Origin of the sequence: Nocardia acididurans, assembly GCF_016741815.1 — a bacterium.
Lineage (GTDB): Bacteria > Actinomycetota > Actinomycetes > Mycobacteriales > Mycobacteriaceae > Nocardia > Nocardia acididurans.
In genome coordinates this window covers 561,361-584,445 of record NZ_JAERRJ010000001.1, presented here as the reverse complement: position 1 = coordinate 584,445, position 23,085 = coordinate 561,361, and the positions used below count along the sequence as shown (strand labels likewise).

The 23,085-nt window shown below is 67.8% G+C and carries 17 protein-coding genes; 11 read left to right on the top strand and 6 right to left on the bottom strand.

The window, feature by feature from the left end:
- Positions 1-24 precede the first annotated feature (24 nt).
- The 4 genes from JK358_RS02660 (at position 25) to JK358_RS02645 (ending at position 2,509) form a co-directional block, all read left to right on the top strand.
- Positions 25-984: a CopD family protein gene (locus tag JK358_RS02660; protein WP_201943080.1), complete on the top strand. Its 960-nt coding sequence runs from the start codon at positions 25-27 to the stop codon at positions 982-984.
- Between the two features lie 96 nt (positions 985-1,080).
- A complete protein-coding gene (locus tag JK358_RS02655) occupies positions 1,081-1,542 on the top strand; it encodes an SRPBCC family protein (protein WP_201943077.1) in 462 nt (153 codons plus the stop codon).
- Between the two features lie 83 nt (positions 1,543-1,625).
- Positions 1,626-2,006 (top strand): DUF5313 family protein, encoded by a 381-nt coding sequence (locus JK358_RS02650; RefSeq protein ID WP_201943074.1) that lies wholly within the window; start codon positions 1,626-1,628, stop codon positions 2,004-2,006.
- Between the two features lie 53 nt (positions 2,007-2,059).
- Positions 2,060-2,509 (top strand): DUF1707 and DUF4190 domain-containing protein, encoded by a 450-nt coding sequence (locus JK358_RS02645; protein WP_201943071.1) that lies wholly within the window; start codon positions 2,060-2,062, stop codon positions 2,507-2,509.
- On the opposite strand, the gene JK358_RS02640 is transcribed toward JK358_RS02645, so the two are convergent.
- Positions 2,469-4,742, bottom strand: a complete 2,274-nt coding sequence (locus JK358_RS02640) for a serine/threonine-protein kinase (RefSeq protein ID WP_201943068.1) — start codon at positions 4,740-4,742, stop codon at positions 2,469-2,471. The two genes, JK358_RS02645 and JK358_RS02640, sit on opposite strands and share 41 nt — an antisense overlap.
- Before the next feature lie 131 nt (positions 4,743-4,873).
- Between JK358_RS02640 and rraA the strand changes: the two genes are divergently transcribed.
- Positions 4,874-5,362: a ribonuclease E activity regulator RraA gene (rraA, locus tag JK358_RS02635; RefSeq protein ID WP_201943065.1), complete on the top strand. Its 489-nt coding sequence runs from the start codon at positions 4,874-4,876 to the stop codon at positions 5,360-5,362.
- An 88-nt stretch (positions 5,363-5,450) separates the two neighbouring features.
- Here rraA and JK358_RS02630 read toward each other — a convergent pair whose 3' ends face one another.
- On the bottom strand, positions 5,451-5,672 hold the full coding sequence (locus tag JK358_RS02630; RefSeq protein ID WP_201943799.1) for an RNA-binding S4 domain-containing protein: 222 nt from the start codon (positions 5,670-5,672) through the stop codon (positions 5,451-5,453).
- Positions 5,673-5,800: 128 nt separating this feature from the next.
- On the opposite strand from JK358_RS02630, the gene lysX reads away from it, so the two are divergent.
- The 3 genes from lysX (at position 5,801) to JK358_RS02615 (ending at position 10,207) form a co-directional block, all read left to right on the top strand.
- Complete coding sequence (gene lysX / locus JK358_RS02625; protein ID WP_201943063.1) at positions 5,801-9,145, top strand: bifunctional lysylphosphatidylglycerol synthetase/lysine--tRNA ligase LysX; 3,345 nt, start codon at positions 5,801-5,803, stop codon at positions 9,143-9,145.
- A 191-nt stretch (positions 9,146-9,336) separates the two neighbouring features.
- A complete protein-coding gene (locus tag JK358_RS02620) occupies positions 9,337-9,549 on the top strand; it encodes a hypothetical protein (protein ID WP_201943060.1) in 213 nt (70 codons plus the stop codon).
- Between the two features lie 52 nt (positions 9,550-9,601).
- Positions 9,602-10,207 (top strand): histidine phosphatase family protein, encoded by a 606-nt coding sequence (locus JK358_RS02615; RefSeq protein WP_201943057.1) that lies wholly within the window; start codon positions 9,602-9,604, stop codon positions 10,205-10,207.
- A gap of 63 nt (positions 10,208-10,270) precedes the next feature.
- Here the strand turns inward: JK358_RS02615 and JK358_RS02610 are convergent, their stop codons facing one another.
- The 3 genes from JK358_RS02610 to gltB form a co-directional block, all read right to left on the bottom strand.
- Complete coding sequence (locus tag JK358_RS02610) at positions 10,271-11,176, bottom strand: cutinase family protein (protein ID WP_201943054.1); 906 nt, start codon at positions 11,174-11,176, stop codon at positions 10,271-10,273.
- A 402-nt stretch (positions 11,177-11,578) separates the two neighbouring features.
- Positions 11,579-13,048 (bottom strand): glutamate synthase subunit beta, encoded by a 1,470-nt coding sequence (locus tag JK358_RS02605; RefSeq protein ID WP_201943051.1) that lies wholly within the window; start codon positions 13,046-13,048, stop codon positions 11,579-11,581.
- 41 nt (positions 13,049-13,089) lie between these two features.
- A complete protein-coding gene (gltB, locus tag JK358_RS02600; RefSeq protein WP_201943049.1) occupies positions 13,090-17,739 on the bottom strand; it encodes a glutamate synthase large subunit in 4,650 nt (1,549 codons plus the stop codon).
- Between the two features lie 859 nt (positions 17,740-18,598).
- Between gltB and JK358_RS02595 the strand changes: the two genes are divergently transcribed.
- Positions 18,599-20,470: a DUF4407 domain-containing protein gene (locus JK358_RS02595; protein WP_201943046.1), complete on the top strand. Its 1,872-nt coding sequence runs from the start codon at positions 18,599-18,601 to the stop codon at positions 20,468-20,470.
- Positions 20,471-20,610: 140 nt separating this feature from the next.
- On the top strand, positions 20,611-20,907 hold the full coding sequence (locus tag JK358_RS02590; protein WP_201943043.1) for a hypothetical protein: 297 nt from the start codon (positions 20,611-20,613) through the stop codon (positions 20,905-20,907).
- On the opposite strand, the gene JK358_RS02585 is transcribed toward JK358_RS02590, so the two are convergent.
- On the bottom strand, positions 20,867-22,423 hold the full coding sequence (locus JK358_RS02585; RefSeq protein WP_201943038.1) for an MFS transporter: 1,557 nt from the start codon (positions 22,421-22,423) through the stop codon (positions 20,867-20,869). The two genes, JK358_RS02590 and JK358_RS02585, sit on opposite strands and share 41 nt — an antisense overlap.
- An 80-nt stretch (positions 22,424-22,503) precedes the next feature.
- On the opposite strand from JK358_RS02585, the gene JK358_RS02580 reads away from it, so the two are divergent.
- Complete coding sequence (locus tag JK358_RS02580) at positions 22,504-23,076, top strand: TetR/AcrR family transcriptional regulator (protein ID WP_201943035.1); 573 nt, start codon at positions 22,504-22,506, stop codon at positions 23,074-23,076.
- The last annotated feature ends 9 nt before the right edge of the window (positions 23,077-23,085 follow it).

Sequence of the window (23,085 nt, the reverse complement as noted above, 5' to 3'; positions counted from 1 at the left end):
TGCCGATTCCGCGAGGTTTGCCGAGTGAACCGGTCCGACCGCACCGATCGCCGCCGTGAGCGCGGGGCCGGCAGCAGCACCGTGCGCTGGCTGCTGCTGGTGGTCCCGTTCGGCCTGTGCGGTGCGGCCCTCGCGTGGGCGCTGGCCGCGAGTGATCCGGTGCAGCCGGAGGCGCCCGCGCGGGTGCTGGCCGACTGCGCGGGGGCGACCGTGCTCGGGCTGGCCGCGCTGCCGCGCCTGCACGAGCGCCTGTCGCCGCCGTGGCGGTTGCTGGCGGTGGTCGCGGGACTGTGGGCGGCAATGGAATTCGCCATGCTGGTGTTCGAGGCGGCGGAAGTGGTGGGTGTGCGGGCCGGGGAACTGGGCGGCTCCCAGTTCGGTGACTATCTGGCCGAGGTGAGCGGCGGGCAGATCGGTATCGCCATCCTGGTCGGGTCGGGTGCGGTGGCGGGCTACAGCGCGTTCGGGTTCCGCAGGCCGGATCGGGCGACGGCGGATCTGGTGCTGGTGTTCACGGCCGTCACGCTCGCGCTGCGGCCGATCACCGGGCACATGTCGCAGCAGGCGTTCGGTTCGCTGCTGGGCGCGGTGCACGCGCTGGCGGCGGCGGCCTGGTTCGGGGTGTTGCTCGCGCTGGCGTTGACGGTGCGCACGCGCGGCGAGTGGGCGGTGCTGCTCCCCCGCTATTCGCGGTGGGCGCTGGTGCTGGTCGCGACGGTGTCCGTGACGGGCATCGTGAACGGACTGGTGCGGGTCGGCGGGCTGACGGAGTTGGCGGCCACCGGGTACGGCCGCATCCTGCTGACGAAGACCGTGCTGCTGCTGGCGTTGCTGGGGCTGGGCTGGTGGTGGCGCAAACGCTGGGTTCCGGTGGCGGCGGATCACAGAATGGCCGCCGAGTCCTCTTTGCGCCGCGCGATTTTCGAAGTGCTGGTGATGGCGGTAGTGTTCGGTCTGGCTGCCGCGCTGGCCGTCACGGCGTAGGCGCGTGAAATACGGCGGGCGCCATTCCTTGCGGATATAACGTGAGCTCCGCCTCATGAACGGCGACAGAAACTAGAACACGTTACTGTTTTGCACATGACCGAAGTCAAGATCGTCGCGGATTGCGCCGCCTCGGCGGAATCCGCCTTCGCCTACGTCAACGACTACCAGCACCTGCCGCTGTTCATCAACGAGATCAGCGCGTTCGAACCGCTCACCGAGCAAACCGAGGGCGTGGACGCCACCTTCGACGGCACCATCTCGCTCGGACCCGTCACCCTGCACTCCACCATCAAGATCGTGCGGCATGAGCCCGGCTACGCCATCGCCGTGAAATCGATCAAGGGATTCGAGATCGAATCCACCTTCCTGTTCCACGACCGGGGTGACGACAAGTCCACCATCGACGCCATCGTCGACTACCGCGTCCCCGGCGGCATCGCGGGCAAACTGCTCGGCAAGACCATCGAACCCTTCGTGAAACTCGCCGTGAAGAGCTCCACCAACAACCTGGTCACCCAGGTCGCCGCCTACCACGCGGCCCGCACCAGCGCCTGACCGCTCCGGGTCGTCAACGCCGCCGACCCCCCGGAGTCGTCCCCCGTGTTGTCCCCCACTCGACCACCAGGAATCCTGGGATCATGTCCGAGCGCACCACCCCCACCCTGCCGCAGCGGATCGGCTACATCTGCGGGCGCACCCTGCCGCCGTCCATGCGCGAGTGGGTGCTCGAGGATGTGATCGGCCCCGGCGCCACCCGCCGCTACCTGCTGCGCATGCTGCTGCCGATGATCCCGGTGCTCAGCCTGTTCCTGCTCATCCCCGGCCCGCTCTGGATGGGCCTGGCCATGATGGCGCTGCTGTACCTGCCGCTCATCTACTTCACCGTCGCCCTCACCTACGTGTTCCGGCGCAACCGGCTCATCAAGCACGGCCTCGATCCGGCGCTCGCCGACGCCGACCGCCGCGCCCGCGAAGCCTCCGAACGCGACGCCTACGAGCAGCGGCACGGGCGCGCCTGAACGAATAAGCTCGGAGGCAGACATACTCGGTTCGGGGCTCATGGAGAACCAAGATGGAATCACAGTGGGGCAGCGAACATCTCCTGGCCGGAGATGCCGATCGGGAACGCACGATCGAAGCGCTGAAAACGAATTTCCAGGCCGGTCGGCTCACCGTGGACGAATTGTCCGAACGCATCGGGCAGGCATTGAACGCCCGCACCTACGGCGAATTGAACGTCGTCATGACGGGACTGCCCGCGCTGCGGCCGAATCCGCCCGTGCCGATGTATCCGCCGATGTACTACCAACCGCCGAAACCGACCCAGCGCGGCGCGGGGGTGGCCGCGTTCGTACTCGGCGTACTCGGATTCATCTGCGGGATAACGGCCGTGCCAGCCATCATTCTCGGCGTGGTCGCGCTCGCCATGAACAGTGAACGCGACGACAAGGGTTTCGCCATCGCCGGAATCGCCACGGGCGCTATGTGGCTGGCGATATTCGGACTGTGGATCCTGACATGAGCGGATCGGAGAACGCGCGCTCGAAGGCCCGCAGATCCGCCTCCAACCGCCGGAACAGCCAGTAGTCGAGGACGAAGCCGAGCACCGCCACCAGGCACAGCCATTTGATCGGGTCGATCACCAGCGACACCTCGTGCGGGGTCAGGAAGATCAGGCTGATCACCACGCCGATCAGCGGAAGCGCCGCCGCCACAACCAGATACATGGTGCAGCGGCGGCCCAGCGCGCGCAGGGCGTGATGATCGTTCGCGGTCTCGCCGTGCGACAGCAGCCGCGGATAGAAGCAGCGCACCACGAAGAACGTCACCACGAAGAACGGGTACGCGACCGCGATCGCCCCCGAAACCAGCAGGGTGGCAGCGAGATTCAGCATGCGACCGGGCGCCAGATCGGTGAACGCGATCATGGCCGCCGAGGCGACCAGCGCCGACGCCACCCACCAGGCGAACGCCACCACCGCGACCCGGTCCCCGTCCCGAAGCGTGTCGAGGCGGCCCCGCGCCAGCTTCTCCGGAGCGTAGGTGCGGCCCTTGCGCAGCCCGCGCCACACGAAGAAACCCTTGCGGCACAGGTAGTTCGTGAGACCCACGGCCGCCGACGTACTGAACAGGGCCATACCCGAACCGATCACCCGCAGGGTGTGCTGCTCCTGCTCGCTGAACCACAGATCCCACAGCGGGCCGTTGTGCAGATTCGTGTACACCGCGCCCACCACCCCGCCCGCCGCACTGGCCACGGTGATCAGCACCAGCAGCGACCACGGGCCCACCCGCGCCCGCCAGCTGTCCGCGGGCGGGTCCACCAGATCGCGGGCGCGATGATCCAGCACCAGATCCAGCTGCTGTGCCAGGGCCGCACCGGTCGGCCAGCGGTCCGCGCGCCGCGGGGCGAGACATCTCAGCAGGACGCGGCGCAGGGTGGGCGGGCAGTCGGGTGGCAGATCCTCCAGCCGCGCGGGATCCACCACCTGCCGCCGCAGGGCGAGCATGCGCTCCAGCGAGGATTCCGAATCGCCGGCGCGGGTCTCGTCGTCGAAGGGCCGCTTGCCGGTGAGCAACTCCCACAGCACCACGCCGAGGGCGTAGATGTCGCTGCGGCCGTCCAGATCCTCTGCCGTATCCGGTAATTGGGGGTGACAGGCGGCCAGTTGCTCGGGCGACATGTAGGCCAGCGAGCCGCCGAAATAGGCGAGCGGGCTGGTGCCCGCCACATGGGAGCTGAAACTGATGTTGAAATCCGCCAGCTTCGGCACACCGTCGACGGTGAGCAGGATGTTGGCGGGCTTGATATCCCGGTGCAGGACGCCGTTGTCGGCCGCGTAGTCGAGGGCGCGCGCCAACCGGCTGCCCAGCCAGGCGACGGTTTCCGGCCAGCTGCGCTGCTGCACCAGCAGGCGGGTCTGCGATTCGCCGGGCACCAGGCCGCCCTTGTCGCGCATGGCCGCGTCGACGGCCTCCAGCAGCAGTCCGCCGGACCGCTGTTCGGGCGGGCGTTCCCGCACCAGGCGCAGCACCTTCGACAGGGTGCCACCCGGAATGTACTGCATGTACAGCAGTTTCAGTTCCCGCTCGGCCAGCAGACGCTGGTCGAAGACGCGCACGATGTTCTCGTGGTCGAGCTGGGCCAGCGTCTCGGACTCGGTGCCGTGATTCTGTGAGACCTTCACCGCGACCAGCCGCTGCATCGACCGCTGCCGAGCCAGGAAGACCCGCGCGAACGCGCCCGCGCCCAACTCCACCAGCAAATCGAAATCGTCCACCCGGTCACCGACCTCGATGCCCTCCAGGGCTTCCACGGCGGCGGGCCGGGCGATCAGCGTGCTGCGGTAGTCACGGGTCTCCCAGGCGGCCGCGGTGGAACCGGCCTCGGTCGGGTAGCCGCTGTGGTCGGGGCCGCGGCCGGAGCGGCGCAGCGCGTGGAACTCCTCGTAGGCGAGATCCGGGGGCAGCGGGCCGTGCCGCAGCTCGTCGTACTCGGTGCGGTATTCGGCCAGGCGTTTGGGGAAGTCGTAGCGGATCCACCGGTACTCCAGATCGACCTTGATGAGCTCGATCAGGCACAGGCGGCGCAATCCCGGTGCGTCGGGCAGGAATTCGGCGAGATCGGGTGGCGAACCCGTGGCTTCCCAGGCGGCGGTGAACCGGGCGGCGATCACCGACAGCAGGGACCGCGCTTCGGCGCCGGCGTCGGAATCGATCGCCGCGCCCACACTCGTGCCGTCTGTATGAACCATGGCAACCGGTCCTCCCTCCGGTGGGTGCCATCACGTTCAGTATGCGCGCGTTCCTGGAATGCGCACACGGGAATATCGCGTCGGCGGGACCGGCCGCTACGTGCGCTTATGCGCCCTGACAAGATAGTCGGGTGACCGAATCAGCAAACGTGGTCGCCACCGCGGACCTGGCCGACGAGATCGGCCCGGAAATCCGTAGCTGCGACACCCAGTTCATTCAGTTCGGCGGCGTCGAAGCCTTCGCCGGGCGCATCGTGACGATCAAGTGCTTCCAGGACAACCTCCTGGTCAAGCAGACGCTCGGCGAACCCGGCAACGGGCGCGTGCTGGTCGTCGACGGCGACGCCAGCGTGCACACCGCACTCGTCGGCGACATCATCGCCGGCCGCGGCGTCGACAACGGCTGGGCGGGCGTCATCGTCAACGGAGCCGTCCGCGACTCCGCGATCCTGCGCACCCTGCCCATCGGCATCAAGGCGCTGGGCACCAATCCGCGCAAGAGCACCCAGACCGGGACCGGCGACAAGGATGTGCCGGTGGAGTTCGGCGGCGTCACCTTCGTCCCGGGCGACATGCTCTACAGCGATCACGACGGCGTCGTGGTGCGCGCCGAGAGCTGACAACTCTCGAAACTCTCAGGGGCTTCGCTCCCGAACCCCGATTGGGCTCCGGCGCACGCCGGTGAGCGGGTTCGGGGCGGGGCCACCCTCAGGGTGCGGCTACCCGCGCCCGGTGCCCGGCGAGTGCAACCACGTCCCCGGTCTGTAGCTGGCGGCCGCGGCGCAACTCGACCTCGTCGTTGACGCGGACGAGACCGGCGGCGATGACCGTCTTTGCTTCCGAACCGGAATCGATGAGGTTCGCCAGCTTCAGGAACTGGCCGAGTCGAATGATCTCGTCATCGATCGGCACATCGACTGGATCCGACATGGGTACATCCTTACGCGCGGCACCCGTCAGGCCAAAATCCGGCCCCGCAACCAGCCGGTAGCGAACAGCCATGAGACACGACGGTGGTTCTGAGTGCGCTGGGGGTGGCCCTGGATAAGACTGGTGCGGTGACTTCGACGCAGGGCCGGCAACACCACGACAGCGAAACCAGACCGGACGCCCGGTCGCCCGAGGTTCCGCATCGCGGGCACGGGCGGTTCGGTGAGGTGCCGCACGTGGCCGGGCTCGCCCTCGGCACGTTCTCGGTGCTGTGTTTCCTGTGGAGCGTCTCCCCCGGCCTGCGCTACCTCACCGCCGGACTGCGCCACTTCGTCGACACCTACTACTTCGACGCACCCGACACCAGCCTGGTCTGGGCGCTCGTCGTCGGCCTGCTCGCCGGCGCGACCGCCGCCCGCAAACGCATCGCCTGGTGGCTGCTGGTCGGCTACATGGCCGCCTACGCGCTGTCCAACCTGCTCGACTTCGTCGCCGAACAGGACATGAACGCGCTCGTCGCGCTGATCGTGCACCTGCTGATCATCGGCGTGCTCATCGCCGCCTGGTCCGAGTTCTACACCCATGTGCAGCGCGGAGCGGTGTGGCGGGCCCTGGGCTGGCTGGCCGGAGGCATCGCCCTGGGCTGCCTGGTCGGCTGGGGACTGGTGGAACTGTTCCCCGGCAGCCTGGTCGGCGGCTGGCAGCGTCCACTGTGGGCGGTGTCCCGGGTCACCGGCGCGGTCCTGGTCAGCAACGAGGACTTCGACGGGCATCCACCACACCTGGTGAACCTGCTGCTCGGCCTGTTCGGCGCGGTGGCGCTGCTGGCCGCGGTCGCCGTACTGTTCCGGTCGCAGCGCGCCACCAACGCGCTCACCGGACTCGACGAATCCGCGCTGCGCGGCCTCCTCGCACGTTCCGATGTGGAGGATTCGCTCGGCTACTTCGCCACCCGCCGCGACAAGGCCGTCGTCTTCGCCGCCAGCGGCAAGGCCGCCGTCACCTACCGCGTGGAACTCGGCGTCTGCCTCGCCTCCGGCGACCCCATCGGCATGAAGGAAGCCTGGCCGCACGCCATCGAAGCCTGGCTGAAACTCTGCGACGAATACGGCTGGGCCCCGGCCGTCATGGGCGCCAGCGAAATGGGCGCCACCGCCTACCGCCGCGCCGGGCTCACCGCGCTGCGGCTCGGTGACGAAGCCATTCTCGAAACCCGCACCTTCTCCCTCGCCGGGGCGGAGATGAAACAGGTGCGCCAGGCCGTCAACCGATTGTCCAAGCAGGGCATCAACGTTCGCGTGCGCCGGCATCGGGAGGTGTCGCCGGAGGAGATGAAGGAGGTCATCCGCCGCGCCGACGCCTGGCGCGACACCGAGACCGAACGCGGCTTCTCCATGGCGCTGGACCGGCTCGGCGACCCGCTCGACGGCGACTGCCTGCTGGTGGAGGCCGTCGACCACGATGGTCGCGTACTCGGCATGCTCTCGCTCGTCCCGTGGGGCCGCACCGGCGTCTCCCTCGACCTCATGCGCCGCGACCGGCAGAGCCCCAACGGCGTCATGGAATTGATGATCTCCAAGCTGGCGCTCGACTCCGAGCAGTACGGCATCACGCGAATCTCGTTGAACTTCGCCGTCTTCCGCGCCGTCTTCGAAGAGGGCGGGCGGATCGGCGCGGGACCGGTGCTGCGGCTGTGGCGCTCCATCCTCATGTTCTTCTCGCGCTGGTACCAGCTCGAAGCCCTCTACCGGTCGAACGTGAAATACCAGCCGGAATGGGTGCCGCGCTTCTCCATGTTCGAGGAACGCCGGCAGCTGGCGCGCGTCGCGCTGGCCAGTGCGCTCGCCGAAGGCTTCCTGCCGCGCATCGGCAAGGAACCCGACACCTCCAAGCACACCGGTGTGCGGGCCTCCGTGCCCGACACCATCACCGGGCTGCACGCGGACGGCAGCCTGCCCGACCTGCCGCCGGAGGAACTCGAGGACAGCGGGCCGCGCCGTCCCGAACAGGTGCGGGTGCGCATGGACAAACTGCGCAAACTCGAAGAGGCGGGGATCGAGGGCTATCCGGTCGCCTATCCGCCCACGCACACCATCGCCGCCGCCCGGCGCACACCGCAGGGCACCACGGTGCGAGTCTGCGGACGACTGTTGCGGATTCGCGACTACGGCGGCGTCAGCTTCGCGCTGCTGCGCGACTGGTCCGGCGACATCCAGCTGCTCATCGACCGCGGCCGCGTCGGCGCGGCCCGCGGCGCCGAGTTCGACGAATTCTTCGACCTCGGCGACCTCGTCGAGGTCAGCGGGCAGATCGGGCGCAGCCGCCGCGGCGAACTGTCCCTGCTCGCCGCCGACTGGCGGATGATCGGCAAATGCCTGCACCCGCTGCCCGACAAGTGGAAGGGTCTGGCCGACCCGGAAGCGCGGGTGCGGCAGCGGTACGTCGACATGGCCATCAACACCGACATCCGCGAGATGATGGCCAAACGCAGCGCCGTGGTGCGGTCACTGCGCGACACCCTGCACGGCTGGGGCTTCCTGGAGGTGGAAACGCCGGTGCTGCAACAGGTGCACGGCGGCGCCAACGCGACCCCGTTCACCACCCACATCAATGCCTACGACCTCGACCTGTACCTGCGCATCGCCCCCGAGCTGTACCTGAAACGACTATGCGTGGGCGGCATGGAGAAGGTGTTCGAACTCGGCCGCGTCTTCCGCAACGAAGGCGTCGACTACAGCCACAACCCCGAGTTCACCGTGCTGGAAGCCTATGAGGCGCACAGTGATTACGAGCGCATGATGCACACCTGCCGTCAGCTCATCCAGGAGGCGGCGGTGGCCGCCAACGGGAAGATGGTCGTGCTGCGCCCGAATTCGGACGGCGGGCTGGACGAGGTCGACATCTCCGGGGAATGGCCGGTCAAGACCGTGCACGGCGCCATCTCCGCCGCCATCGGCGAAACCGTCACGCCCGGCACCGAGGTGGAACGACTGCGCATCCTCTGCGACAAGGAGGGCATCGGCTACCAGCCGGGCTGGGACGCCGGGCAGATCGTCCTCGAAATGTACGAGCACCTGGTGGAATCGGCGACCGAGGAACCCACCTTCTACATCGACTTCCCCACCTCGGTGTCGCCGTTGACCCGGCAGCACCGGCACATCCAGGGTGTCACCGAACGCTGGGACCTGGTCGCCTGGGGTGTCGAACTGGGCACCGCCTACAGCGAGCTGACCGATCCGGTGGAACAACGCAAACGTCTCACCGAACAGTCCATGCTCGCCGCGGGCGGCGATCCGGAAGCCATGGAACTCGACGAGGACTTCCTGCAGGCCCTCGAACACGCCATGCCGCCGACCGGTGGGCTCGGGGTCGGCGTCGACCGCGTGGTCATGCTCATCACCGGTCGCAGCATCCGCGAAACCCTGCCGTTCCCGCTGGTGAAACCCCGCACGGGACAGGGCGATTCGCGCTGAGCGGCAAGCGAACCCCCGGGATGCGGAACTCGCCATAGTGGATTCGGAGGGTGCCGTTAACAGCCTGAGCTGTGGGAACAGCCATGTTCACCGCCGAGCGCAACACGCTGTGCGGCACCGAATGTCGGGCTAATCTGATTTCTCCGGGCCCTGGGAGGAGGGCCGCCGAACGCTCTCGATTGGGGAATGCGATGTATCTCGACCTGCTGACTCAGGTTCCGCTGCTCGACCATCAGGTGTGGGCGAGCCAGGACACCTGGAACACCGCGCTGGATCTGGCCGCGAAGAAGAAGTCCAAGGGCAAGGGCGGCGGGTTCTGGATCTTCGCCGCGGTCTGCTGCATCGGCATCATCGTGCTGATCCTCGGCATTGTCTACCTGATGCGGAAGAAGAAGAGCCAGTAGTTCGGGACGGCCCACCCGGCGGGGTGGGCCCGTGGTGCGGCATTGTGGACGTGTGCAGTTGATTCTCGTCCGCCATGCCCAGCCCGAACGCGTCGCCGGAACCAGCGGTCCGGCCGATCCGGCGCTCACCGAGATCGGGGTGCAGCAGGCCGGGCGGGTACCGGCCGCGCTCGCGGCGCATCGCATCGCGCGGGTGGTGAGCAGCCCGCAGCGGCGGGCGCGCGAGACCGCGCGGCCCACCGCCGACAAGGCCGGGCTCGAGGTCGAGATCTTCGACGGGCTCGCCGAATACGATCGGGACCTGCCGGTCTACATCCCCATCGAGGATGCGAAGCAGGATTTCCAGGCCGTCTACGAGCGGATCAAAGCCGGGTGGCTGCCCGAGCAGATCGACGGGGACGCCTTCAAGGCCCGTGTGCTGGGCGATATCGCCACCATCGTCGCGGCCACCGAACCCGCCGACACCGTGGTGGTCTTCGCGCACGGCGGCGTGATCAACGTGCTGCTGCAGGATGTGCTCGGGCTGGAACGGCCGCTCACGTTTCCGATCGACTACTGCTCGATCACCCGGATCCTGTACTCGCGGACCGGGCGGCGGACCGCCGCGACCGTCAACGAGAACGGGCACGTCTGGGAATTGCTGCCGCGCAATCTCTGAAACAGTTCGAAAAGGCCGAAGGCCGCCCCCCGACTGGGAACGGCCTTCGGTGCGCCAACTGTCTCAGATGGAATTCGCGATGTAATTGTGCATCCAGGTGAGAGCCGTCTGACCGCCGCCCACCGAGTAGAAGCCGTAGCTGGTGTGCGTGCCCGTGCGGAAGAACTGCTCGAACTGCTGCGCCCGCTGCTCGTTCGCGCCCTCGGACAGCTGCGCCTGCAGGGTCGGGATGCCGCCCTGTGCCATCAGATCACTGATGATGGTGCCGACCTCGAGCTGGTAGCGCCACAGGTTCACCGGGTTGGGATCCGAAGCCTGCGCGAGGAATCCGGCGAAACGCGTGACGAAGTCGGAGTCCTCGGTGGAGCAGTACAGGTCGCCGATGGCGCAGATGGTGCGCACGCGATCACTGATGAAACCGAAGCCGCCGGTGCGTGCGCCGCCCGCACCCGCGCCGGGCGCGATCGGCCCGACCTGGATGTCGGTCGGGGAACGCCGCGGATCGGAGATGAGGGCGACGGCCGAAATACGGTCCGGCGGAACGACACCGAGGCCGGTGCCGATCTCGGCGGCCAGCTCGCCGGCCGCGTCCGCGCCCTGGCTGTAGCCGGTGATGGCGATCTTGGTGCCGGGGCAGGCCGCGCCCATGGCGGCGACGTAGCCGCGCGCGTGCTCGACCGCTTCCTTCTTGGAGGCGCCGTAAACGTCACCCTCCCAGGGGAATGCGGTCGCCGCGTAGGTCACATAGTCGACCCGGCCGGGTAGCCCGTCGGTAACCGTGGACAGCATGCCCGGCTTGGGATCCTTCTCGTGGCCGGTCTCCCAGGTGCCGGGGACGGCCACCGTGTAGAGGCTCGGGCACGCCGGGTCGGCCGAGGCCGTCGTAACGGAACCGCCGCCGAGGACGATTCCCGAGATGAGAACGCTCGCCGCTGCCCCCGCAGCCGCGACAACACTTTTCAACCGCATACTGCTCCAGTTCACGCCTGCCCGGGACGTGATCGTCCCGTTATTTCCGAAACTCATGGTGCGGTCGCCGGATGACGAACGGGGTGCACTCGTGGTTAACCGAAGTAACCAGCCCCTATGAGATGCGCGAACCGGACCACCTCGCCGAGATCGGCACCACACCGCCGATAAGGATAAAGGGGGCTTTCCGCCGCCGCCACGCGACTCCGGAATGACGTCCGATTCCCGATATTTATAGTTCGCGTGCCCCGTGATCATCCGGTGACCTACACAACATAGCCATTCAATAGCTATTCGTCACTACCTTCAGGGAAATTTGTCCCAGACAGAAGGTGATCTTCAGAAACGAGAGATGCCCACGGACCGTAGTCCGTGGGCATCCGCCGTCTTCGGGTCAGCGCGTCAACGCTGGGCGACCATGGTGGGGGTGATCGGGGACGGGAGTGCGGTCTCGCCCTCGAGGAACTTGTCCACGGCCGACGCCGCGGCGCGGCCCTCGGCGATGGCCCACACGATCAGGGACTGGCCGCGGCCCATGTCACCGGCGACGAAGACGCCGGGGACGGTGGTCTGCCAGTCGTTGTCGCGCTTGACGTTTCCGCGCTGGTCGTAACCGACGCCCAGACCCTCGAGCAGGCCGTTCTTCTGCGGGCCGACGAAGCCCATGGCCAGCAGCACCAGGTCGGCCTCGAGGGTGAAATCGGTGCCGTCGACCTTCTCGAAGCGGCCGTTCACCATCTTCACCTCGTGCGCCTGCAGGCCGGTGACCTTGCCGTTCTCGCCCACGAAACGCTCGGTGTTCACGGAGAAGACGCGCTCGCCGCCCTCTTCGTGCGCCGAGGAGACGCGGTACATGAGCGGGTAGGTCGGCCACGGGGTCGAGCCCGCGCGCTCCTCCGGCGGTCGCGGCATGATCTCGAACTGGTGGATCGACTCCGCACCCTGACGGTGCGAGGTGCCCAGGCAGTCCGCGCCGGTGTCACCGCCACCGATGATGACGACCTTCTTGCCGCGCGCGTTGATCGGCGGCAGCCCGTCCTCGTCGGTGATCTGATCGCCCAGCTGCACGCGGTTGGCCAGCGGCAGGAACTCCATGGCCTGGTGGATGCCGTCCAGGTCGCGACCCGGCACCGGCAGATCACGCGCGATGGTCGCGCCACCGGCCAGGACCACCGCGTCGAACTGCTCGCGCAGCTGCTCGGCGGTGATGTCCACGCCCACGTTCACGCCGGTCTTGAAGATGGTGCCCTCGGCCTCCATCTGCGCCAGACGGCGGTCGATGAAACGCTTCTCCATCTTGAATTCCGGGATGCCGTAGCGCAGCAGGCCGCCGATGCGGTCGTCACGCTCGAACACGGTCACGGTGTGACCGGCCCGGGTCAGCTGCTGGGCGGCCGCCAGACCGGCGGGGCCGGAGCCGACGACGGCGATGCGCTTGCCGGTGAGGCGGGTCGGGTAGACCGGGGTCACCCAGCCCTCGTCGAACCCGTTCTCGATGATCTCGACCTCGACCTGCTTGATCGTCACCGGATCCTGGTTGATGCCCAGGACGCAGGACGCCTCGCACGGAGCCGGGCACAGGCGGCCGGTGAACTCCGGGAAGTTGTTGGTCGCGTGCAGGCGGTCGAAGCCTTCCTTCCACGCGCCCTTGAACACCAGGTCGTTCCACTCGGGAATCAGGTTCCCGAGCGGGCAGCCGTTGTGGCAGAACGGGATACCGCAATCCATGCAGCGGCTGGCCTGCCGCTGCAGCGTCTTGTGGTCGAAGTTCTCCTCGTAGACCTCTTTCCAGTCCATGAGGCGAAGCGGAACCGGACGGCGCTTCGGCAGCTCCCGGGAGGTGTGCTTCAGGAAGCCTTGTGCGTCACCCATTTACGATCTCCTGACCAAAACAAACAGTCTGCGAAAGCATGTCAGGCACGAGCTGCCTCCATGATCGCCTCGTCCACGTTGCGGCCGCTCTTCTCCGCCTCGGAGATGGCCAGCAGGACCTTCTTGTAGTCGCGCGGCATGACCTTCACGAACTTGGCCGACTCGTTGGCCCAGTCGCCCAAGAGTCGTTCGGCCACAGCGGAACCGGTCTCGTCGCGGTGCTGCGTGATGGTGGACTGCAGCCAGGCCGCATCCTCGTCCGACAGCTTCTCCAGGTCGACCAGCTCGGTGTTGAGGTTCGACTCGAAGGTGCCGTTCGGGTTGTAGATGTAGGCCACACCGCCCGACATGCCGGCGCCGAAGTTGCGGCCGGTCTCGCCGAGGATGACCACGCGGCCACCGGTCATGTACTCGCAGCCGTGGTCGCCCACGCCTTCGACCACCGCGGTCGCGCCCGAGTTGCGGACGGCGAAGCGCTCGCCGACCACACCGCGCAGGAACGCCTGGCCGTTGGTGGCGCCGAACAGGATCACGTTGCCCGCGATGATGTTCTGCTCCGCGACGAACGACTCGGGGGCGTCGGCGGACGGGCGCACGGTGATGCGGCCACCCGAAAGTCCCTTGCCCACATAGTCGTTGGCGTCGCCGACCACACGCAGGGTGATACCGGCCGGGACGAAGGCACCGAACGAGTTACCGGCGGAGCCGGTGAACGTGATGTCGATGGTGTCGTCGGGCAGGCCGACGCCGCCGTACAGCTTGGTCACCTCGTGGCCGAGCATGGTGCCGACGGTGCGGTTCACATTGGTGATCTTGGTGTCGATCTTGACCGGCTTGCCGCGCTCCAGCGCGTCCGCGGACTTGGCGATCAGCTCGTTGTCCAGGGCCTTGTCCAGGCCGTGGTCCTGATCCTTGGTCCGGCGGCGATCCTGGAACATGAACGCCGTCTCGACATCGTCGAGGATGGGCGACAGGTCCAGCTTCGCGGCCTTCCAATGTGCCTTGGCGGCAGCGGTATCCAGCAGGTCGACGCGGCCGATGGCCTCGTCGAGCGTGCGCAGACCCAGCGACGCCAGCAGCTCACGCACCTCTTCGGCGATGTAGAGCATGAAGTTCTCGACGAACTCCGGCTTACCCGTGAAGCGTTCGCGCAGTACGGGATTCTGCGTGGCGACACCGACGGGGCAGGTGTCGAGGTGGCAGACGCGCATCATGATGCAGCCCGAAACCACCAGCGGGGCGGTGGCGAAGCCGTACTCTTCCGCGCCGAGCAGCGCGGCGATCATGACGTCGCGGCCGGTCTTCATCTGACCGTCCACCTGCACCACGATGCGGTCGCGCAGGCCGTTGAGCAGCAGGGTCTGCTGGGTCTCGGCGAGGCCGAGCTCCCAGGGGCCGCCCGCGTGCTTCAGCGAGGTCAGCGGCGAGGCACCCGTGCCACCGTCGTGACCGGAGATGAGCACGACATCCGCGTGCGCCTTGGACACACCCGCGGCGACGGTGCCGACGCCCGGTTCCGCGACCAGTTTCACGTGAATCCGCGCCTGCGGGTTCGCGTTCTTCAGGTCGTGGATCAGCTGCGCCAGATCCTCGATCGAGTAGATGTCGTGGTGCGGCGGCGGCGAGATCAGGCCCACGCCCGGCGTCGAATGCCGGACCTCGGCGACCCACGGGTACACCTTGTGCGCCGGAAGCTGGCCGCCCTCACCGGGCTTCGCGCCCTGCGCCATCTTGATCTGGATGTCGGTGCAGTTGGTCAGGTAGTGCGCGGTCACGCCGAAGCGGCCGGAGGCCACCTGCTTGATCGCCGAGCGCCGCCAGTCGCCGTTGTCCTCGACCTCGAAGCGGGCGATGTCCTCGCCGCCCTCACCCGAGTTGGAGCGACCGCCGAGCCGGTTCATGGCGATGGCGAGGGTCTCGTGCGCCTCGGCCGAGATGGAGCCGTAGCTCATCGCGCCGGTCGAGAACCGCTTCACGATCTCGCTCGCGGGCTCGACTTCCTCGATCGGAATCGGGTTGCGGCCCTTGGACTTGAACTTGAACAGGCCGCGCAGCGACGCCAGGCGCTCCGACTGATCGTCGACGAGCTTGGTGTACTCCTTGAAGACCTTGTACTGGCCCGAGCGGGTGGCGTGCTGCAGCTTGAACACCGTGTCCGGGTTGAACAGGTGGTACTCGCCCTCACGCCGCCACTGGTACTCGCCGCCGACCTCGAGCTCGCGGTGCGCGCGCTCGTTGCGGTTCTCCAGGAACGCGACCTTGTGCCGCTCGGCGACCTCACCCGCGAGATCGTCGAGGCCGATACCGTCCAGCGGCGAACGCAGACCGGTGAAGTACTCGTCCACCAGCTCCTGCGCCAGGCCGATGACCTGGAACAGCTGCGCGCCCCGGTAGGAGGCGATGGTGGAGATGCCCATCTTGGACATCACCTTCAGCACGCCCTTGCCGGCCGCCTTGTTGTAGTTGTAGACGGCCTTCTTGAAGTCAGCCGCGTGATCGCCGGTGGAACCCGGCATGGTCAGCTGACCGCGCTCCAGCATGTCCTCGATGGACTCGAACGCCATGTACGGGTTGATCGCGGCCGCGCCGAAACCGACCAGCAGGGCCATGTGGTGCACCTCACGGGCGTCACCGGCCTCCACGACCAGGCCGACCTTGGTGCGGGTGCGCTCGCGCACCAGGTGGTGGTGCACGGCGGCGGTGAGCAGCAGCGACGGGATCGGCGCCAGCTTCTCGTTGGACTCGCGGTCGGACAGGATGATGATCCGCGCGCCACCGTCGATGGCCGCCGACACCTGCTTCTGCACGGCCTCGATGGCCTTGCGAAGTCCCTTGCCGCCCTTCTTGACCGGGTACAGGCCGTGGACCACGACCGAACGCAGGTCGGGACGCGACCCGTCGTCGTTGATGTGGACCAGCTTGGCCAGCTCGTCGTTGTCCAGGATGGGCTGGGTCAGGGTGATCTGACCGCAGGACTCCGGTCCCGGGTTCAGCAGATCGGCCTCGGGACCGACCATGCTGCGCAGCGAGGTGACGACCTCTTCGCGGATGGCGTCCAGCGGCGGGTTGGTGACCTGCGCGAACAGCTGCGAGAAGTAGTCGAACAGCAGCCGCGGCCGCGAGGACAGCACCGCGATCGGGGTGTCGGTGCCCATCGAGCCGAGCGCTTCACCGCCGGTCTGCGCCATCGGCGAGACCAGCAGGTTCAGTTCCTCGGTGGTGTATCCGAAGATCTGCTGGCGGATCAGCACGCGGTCGTGCGACATGTGCACGTGCGGACGGTCCGGCAGGTCCGACAGCTTGGTCGGGCCGTTGTCCAGCCACTGCTGGTACGGGAACTGTTCCGCGAGAGACTGTTTCACCTCCTCGTCGGAGATGATGCGGCCCTGCGAGGTGTCCACCAGGAACATGTGGCCGGGCTGCAGGCGCTTCTTGTACACGACCGTCGCGGGGTCGATGTCGAGCACGCCGACCTCGGAGGCCAGCACACACAGGCCGTCCTCGGTGACCCAGATGCGGCCGGGGCGCAGACCGTTGCGGTCCAGCACCGCGCCGACGACGGTGCCGTCGGTGAAGCAGACCGAGGCCGGTCCGTCCCACGGCTCCATCAGGAACGAGTGGTAGCGGTAGAACGCGCGCTGCTCGGGCGTCATGTTCTCGTTGCGTTCCCACGCCTCGGGAATCATCATGAGCACCGCGTGCGGCAGGCTGCGCCCGCCCAGGTGCAGGAGCTCGAGCACCTCGTCGAAACGAGCGGTGTCCGAGGCCCCCGGGGTACAGACGGGGAAGATCTTCTCCAGGCGGTTGTTGCCCTCGGAGTCGGTGCCGAACACGTCCGAGTTCAGCAGCGCCTCACGCGCCCGCATCCAGTTCTCGTTACCGGAGACGGTGTTGATCTCGCCGTTGTGGGCGACGCGCCGGAACGGGTGCGCCAGCGGCCACGACGGGAAGGTGTTGGTGGAGAAGCGGGAGTGCACGATACCCAGCGCCGACTCCACGCGATCGTCCTGGAGGTCCAGGTAGAAGGCGCGCAGCTGCGGCGTGGTGAACATGCCCTTGTAGACGAAGGTCTCGCCGGACAGGCTCGGGAAGTAGACCGATTCCTTGCCGGTCGCGCCTTCACCCGCGCCCGCCTTGCCGAGCTCGTGCTCGATGCGCTTGCGGACGACGTAGGCGCGACGCTCCAGGTCCAGGCCGGAGAGCTGCTCGGCACTGTCCTTGGGCGAGGCGATGAAGATCTGCCGGAAGGTCGGCATGGCGTCGCGGGCCAGCGCGCCCAGCGACGACTCGTCGATCGGGACCTCACGCCAGCCGAGGACCTCGAGGCCCTCCTCGCGCACGATCTTCTCGACGCGGTACCCGGCACGGGCCGCCTCACGGCGGGCCTGCGGGAGGAAGGCGATGCCGGTGGCGTAGGAGCCCTCGGCAGGCAGCTCGAAGTCCACGATGGCCCGGAAGAACTTGTCCGGGAGCTGGATCAGGATGCCCGCGCCGTCACCCGAGTTGGGTTCGGCGCCGGCTGCGCCACGGTGCTCCAGGTTGAGCAGCGCCGTAATAGCCTTGTCGACGATGTCGCGGCTGCGGCGGCCGTGCATATCCACGACGAATGCGACACCACAGGCGTCGTGTTCATTCGCCGGGTCGTACAGCCCGCGGGGTCCAGGGGACCTGTGGCCAGGAAGTTGCGTCATGCCTCTGCCTTCACAAAAAACAGGCCTTCGAAGAATTGCGGCCTTCTCGAACGCCTCCGTCTAGACTGCGCCCGGACGTTTCGGAGACCAGCTGCGCTGATGGTCCTCCCGTGCAGTCGCTCTCCAGTTGTCCACCCGCTCTGGTTAGGTAGTCGGGTGCTCGGTGGTAACTCAACCCTCACAAGTTGGTCACCTACCGCGCCTTGTCGCCCGCTAGGCTGAGCGCCTGGTGGGCCTCTGACCGTATGGGGAGATATGCCGAGCTTGTCGAGTTCGGCGTTAAGAGCAAACGATAAGTCAGGACGAAAGCCCAACCAACTTAGGTTGCACTAATAACAGCTTCTAGCTGGGCTTCTTCATCGGTCCTCCACTACCTGCGCGTTCTCCAGTGTAAAGCAGGGGTGCAGAGCTGTTTCAGTTGAGTTCACCACTGAACGCGTGTTGAACGGTCACGATTCGATGCCGCCTCGATCGAACGTTGACATGCCCTCTCACCTGCAATGAAACAGATTTCCCCGCAAGGGGTTCCGGCAAACCGGGCGAAAGACGGCTAACTTTCCGGACTTGGCGAACTCACACCGCGAGCGTCCTGGGCGTGCGGGACGTCAACCTGCCGACCGTACGGAATCTTTCCTGGTTGTGGACTCGAGCACACCCGCAGCAAACGCTCGGTATGCGCTGGATCACCGAAAATCCCGATATCCGCGCCGGTCCGGGCGTGATCAAAGCCACGTCACACGCCGGAAACAAGCCACTGTGAGGCTGGCCACATCCCAGCCGCCGCAGTCGGTGGAAACCGGCTCGGAGTGTCACGCTGGGACAACGAACAAGCGACGGTTTCGGCAGGGGGAACCACACCATGCCCACCGGTGGAATCGGAGATCTGCTGCCCTGGCTCGGCGGCGCCCACCCAGAACTCGTTGACCCGCACGAACGCGGGGGTTATTCGGTCACCGGCGCGATTGTGGCGCTGTTCGCGGCCATATCCGGAGTGATCACGGCACTCGCCACGAGCGCCGCCGACTGGCCGCTGCTCGCGGTCGTCGTCGCCGCGCTCCTCACAACAGTGTTGGTAGGGGCAGTATCTCGCGCCATCGCGACGGCGTCGACACCCGCCCGCGATGAATCCCGGCGTGCGCGAGCCGAATTCGGCGGACGCATCGCCGTGGCCGTCGCCGTCGGCGTGCTCGTCGCCGAATTGGCCTGCACCGTACTGTTCAGCGGCACCATCGACCGGCTGCTCGACGAAACCGCCCAGCGCGGAGCCGAATCCGCGCCCGGCGTCGTCACCGCGCGCACCGAACTCGACCAGGCGAAGAACAATCGCACCGCGCTCGATCAGGCAATCGCCAAGGCGCAGACCGACGTCGACGAAGCACTGATCATCGCGCGCTGCGAATTCAGCGCCGCCGCCGAATGCGCGCGGCAGCCGATAACCGGCGTACCCGGACGCGGCCCCGAGGAACGCACCGCCAACCAGATGTTCGAGGACGCCCGCACCCTGCTGGCCGCCGAACGTGCCAAGATCGGCGGACTCGACCAGGCCGTCACCGACAAGGACCAGGCCCTCACCGCCGCCCGCGCCGCCGCCTACACCGACGGCGACCGCGGACTCGGCGCCCGCTGGGTGGCCATGAACGGTTACACCACAGACCATTTCGGTGCGTTCGCCCTGCGACTCGCGACCGCGCTGCTGATGATCGTGCTGGCCCTGCTGCCCCTGCTGCTGCGGTTCTGGCGCGGCGAGACCTCCTTCGACCGCGCGGTCGCCACCCGCACCGCCACCGGCCGCATCGACCAGGCCGCCACCACCGCCATCGCCGTCAAAGCGGCCGAGGTCCGCGTCGAAACCGAAGCGGTACGAGCCGAACAGCAGCTCACCGCGGTGAAACTCGAAGCGCACGCCGACACCGCCATCGAAGGGGAACGGCAGCGCAAACGCATCATCGCGTCGATCGGCAACTTCGAGATCGGCGTCACCGAACCCGCACAGCGCGCGGTCGCCGAATTCGACCGCGCCGCACAGCATGAACTACCCGCCGGCGCTTCGGCCGGCGGACAGTCTCAGGAGGGGAACTTGACTCAGTCGCCGAACCTGCCCGCCCAGCTCATGCCCGGGGTCGTCACCCCGGTCACCGCGGGCGGCGCCCTCGTTCCGGCACCCGCGCCCGCTCCGGCGGCCGCCCAGCAGGTACCCGCCCAGAAATCCGGTGGCGGCCTGGAACTCCCGATCATCGGCACGGTCCCGTTCACCGATACCGCCGCCCGCTGGATCCGCCCCCTGGTGCCGTCCTTCGTCGCGAACGCCATCGACACGGCGACGCATCCCCTGCGCACCGTCCGCCAGGCTTTCGAAGAGGCCGAGGAGATCACCTTCACCCTGCGCCGCACCCGCAAGGTGACCGTCGACTCCGAGGATTCCGCCCAGCCCCAGCAACAGCAGCAGGTCTACGCGCAGCCCCAGCAGGTCTACGCCACCCAGCCCCAACTCGGTTACCAGCTCCCCCCGGGCGCACAGCACGTCTACTCCGAGCGCGTCCCCACCCCGGCCCACCCCCAGCCGGGCTACTACTCGCCGCAGTACTACCAGCAGCTCCCCCAGGCCCCCGTGGTCGACCACGGCTACGGCCTCCCCCAGCCCCCGTCTCAGGACGAACTGACCGCCCGGCAACAGCAGGAACTGGGCCGCCGCGCCCAGCGCGAACTCCCCCCGGGCAAGCCCCAGAACTGACCCCGGACACGACTGCGGCCCGGCATGTTTCACGTAGAACACGGAAACTGCCGGGCCACAGCGGTTTTCAGGGGCCGCCGCGCGTCCCGATCGCCCGATTCAGGCCGCTATATACGTATACGAGTACGTACCCTGGAAGCATGCTCGATCCGATCAGCCTCGTCGTAGGCGCCGGACTCGTCGGCCTGGGCTGGGCCGCCGGACGATTCGGCCGCCGCTCGAACCAGCCCACCCCGGCCCCCGCCGTGTGCGGCTGCGGCCACGACCTCTCCCTGCACGATCGCAAAGCCGGGGAATGCCACTTCGAATCCCCGCGCAAGACCGGATGGGGAATGACCGTGTGGGCCCGGTGCGGTTGCCGCACCTACACCGGACCCACCCCGCTGGAGGACCTGCTCACTCCTCCGGTGCTGCCGCCGCTGCACGACGACCGCTAGCCGCGCGGTACACCACATAGGCGGTGACCAGCAGGATCGCCGTCGTGCCGGTCGCCGCGAGATGGACGCCCTCGACGAAGGCGGTGTGCGCCGCCTCCAGCAGGGTCGTGGCCGCGGGTTCGTGCAGGGTGCGGGCTGTTTCGACCGCGCCGCCCAGGGATTCGCGGGCCGCGTCCAGTTGGCCGGACGGGATCGAGGCCGGGTCGAGGCCGTGGCGGTAGGTGGCCATGACGGCGCTGCCGAGGGTGGCGACGCCCAGGGCCACACCGGCTTCGAGGGCCGTTTCGGAGATGGCGGCGGCATTGCCCGCGCGTTCGGCGGGGGCGGTGCTGACGATCATGTCGGACGAAACCGTCAGGGCCACACCGACGCCCAGGCCGATCAGCAGGAAGCCGATGATGAACGGGAGCACGGGGGAACCGGGGTTGGCGCCCAGCATCCAGAACATCAGGGCGCCGAGGGCGGCCGTCACCAGGGCGCCGGCCAGGACCGAGACCGGACGCCAGTGCCGGACCAGCCACGCCGCGAACAGCGCGCCCGCCATCGAGCCGATGGTGCCGGGGATCAGCAGCAGACCCGCCGCGAGCGGGGCCTTGCCGAGGACCAGCTGGAGGTATTGGGAGCCGAAGAACAGCACTCCCGCCAGGGCGAAGACCGACAGCAGGTTGGCCAGGACCGCTGCCCGGAAGGGCGGCAGGCGGAACAGTTCCAGGTCGATCAGCGGGGCTGCGAGGGTGCGCTGACGGCGGATGAACACGACACCGGCCAGCACACCGACGATGGCGGCGATCAGCGGCGTCACGGCCGGGCCGTGCGCGGCGAATTCCTTGACCGCGTACACGATCGGGATCAGCGCCAGCATGGACAGACCGGCCGAGACCAGGTCGAAGCGGCCCGGGTTCGGGTCACGCGACTCCGGCACCAGGAACGGCGCGAGCACGATCAGCAGCGCCATCACGGGCAGGTTCACCAGGAACACCGAGCCCCACCAGAAGTGCTCGAGCAGCCAGCCGCCCAGCAGGGGACCGACCGCCGCGCCGGAACCGGCCATCGCGCCCCACACCGAGATGGCGAGGGTGCGCTCGCGCGCGTTCTGGAACATGGAGCGGATCAGGCCGAGGGTGGCGGGCATGAGGGTCGCGCCGGCGACACCCTGCAGCACGCGTGCGGCGATGAGCATTTCGGGGCTCACCGACCAGGCGGCCACGGCGGAGGCGATGCCGAATCCGGCCGCGCCGATGATCAGCAGGCGGCGGCGGCCGATGCGGTCGCCGAGGGTGCCCATGGTCACCAGCAGGCCGGCGAGGACGAACGAGTAGACGTCGATGATCCACAGCAGCTGCGGTGTGGTGGGCGCGAGGTGGCTGCTGATGGAGGGTACGGCGAGGTCGAGCACGGTGGCGTCGACGGACACGAGGAGCAGTGCCAGCGCGAGCACACCCAGTCCGGCCCAGTCACGCGGGCGTGCCTTGGGCGCGGCGACGTTCGAGGTCGAAGCGATCGAGTGGGTGGTCATGAGGTTTCTCTTCCAGGGGTTCTTGAACCGTCCAGACGGTACAGTAACAGACCAACCGTCCAGACGGTACAGTAATTCCCGTGACCACCCGTGATCCGTCCGGAACCCGCGACCGGATACTCGACGCCCTCGAAACCCTGCTCCTCGACAAGGGCCTCTCCCAGGTGACCCTCGAGGCCGTCGCCGCCACCGCCGGCGTCTCCAAAGGCGGACTGCTCTACCACTTCAAGAGCAAGGACGCCCTGCTCGCCGGACTCGTCCGCAGACTCGAATCCCGTACCACCGAACAGCTGAACACCGCAGTCTCCCAAGGCAAATCCGTCGCCGAGTGGTACCTGCAGACCCCCCACCCCGGCGACGAATCCGACGCCGTGGAACTGGCCCTGTACCGATCGATGCTCGCCGCCATGCGCACCGTCGACGGCCCCCACGACACCGACGCCGACGAAGTCGACCGCGCCCTCAACGAGGCCTTCGACGCCTACCGCACCGCCCTCGACAACGAAATCCCCGACCCCGTCCAGGCCGAGATCGTCCGCCTCGTCGGCGACGGCGTCTACCTGCGAGCACTGCTCGGCATGCCACCCACCGACCCCGACCTCTACCGCCGAGTCGTCGCCCGGCTGCTCGGGCAAGCGACCGGAGATCGGTAGCGGGCAGTA

Bases quoted from the DNA above. Each gene is read 5' to 3' on its own strand.
- JK358_RS02655 (WP_201943077.1), top strand. From the start codon at position 1,081: ATGACCGAAGTCAAGATCGTCGCGGATTGCGCCGCCTCGGCGGAATCC.
- JK358_RS02650 (WP_201943074.1), top strand. From the start codon at position 1,626: ATGTCCGAGCGCACCACCCCCACCCTGCCGCAGCGGATCGGCTACATC.
- JK358_RS02645 (WP_201943071.1), top strand. From the start codon at position 2,060: ATGGAATCACAGTGGGGCAGCGAACATCTCCTGGCCGGAGATGCCGAT.
- JK358_RS02640 (WP_201943068.1), bottom strand. From the start codon at position 4,742: ATGGTTCATACAGACGGCACGAGTGTGGGCGCGGCGATCGATTCCGAC.
- JK358_RS02630 (WP_201943799.1), bottom strand. From the start codon at position 5,672: ATGTCGGATCCAGTCGATGTGCCGATCGATGACGAGATCATTCGACTC.
- JK358_RS02620 (WP_201943060.1), top strand. From the start codon at position 9,337: ATGTATCTCGACCTGCTGACTCAGGTTCCGCTGCTCGACCATCAGGTG.
- JK358_RS02610 (WP_201943054.1), bottom strand. From the start codon at position 11,176: ATGCGGTTGAAAAGTGTTGTCGCGGCTGCGGGGGCAGCGGCGAGCGTT.
- JK358_RS02605 (WP_201943051.1), bottom strand. From the start codon at position 13,048: ATGGGTGACGCACAAGGCTTCCTGAAGCACACCTCCCGGGAGCTGCCG.
- gltB (WP_201943049.1), bottom strand. From the start codon at position 17,739: ATGACGCAACTTCCTGGCCACAGGTCCCCTGGACCCCGCGGGCTGTAC.
- JK358_RS02595 (WP_201943046.1), top strand. From the start codon at position 18,599: ATGCCCACCGGTGGAATCGGAGATCTGCTGCCCTGGCTCGGCGGCGCC.
- JK358_RS02590 (WP_201943043.1), top strand. From the start codon at position 20,611: ATGCTCGATCCGATCAGCCTCGTCGTAGGCGCCGGACTCGTCGGCCTG.
- JK358_RS02585 (WP_201943038.1), bottom strand. From the start codon at position 22,423: ATGACCACCCACTCGATCGCTTCGACCTCGAACGTCGCCGCGCCCAAG.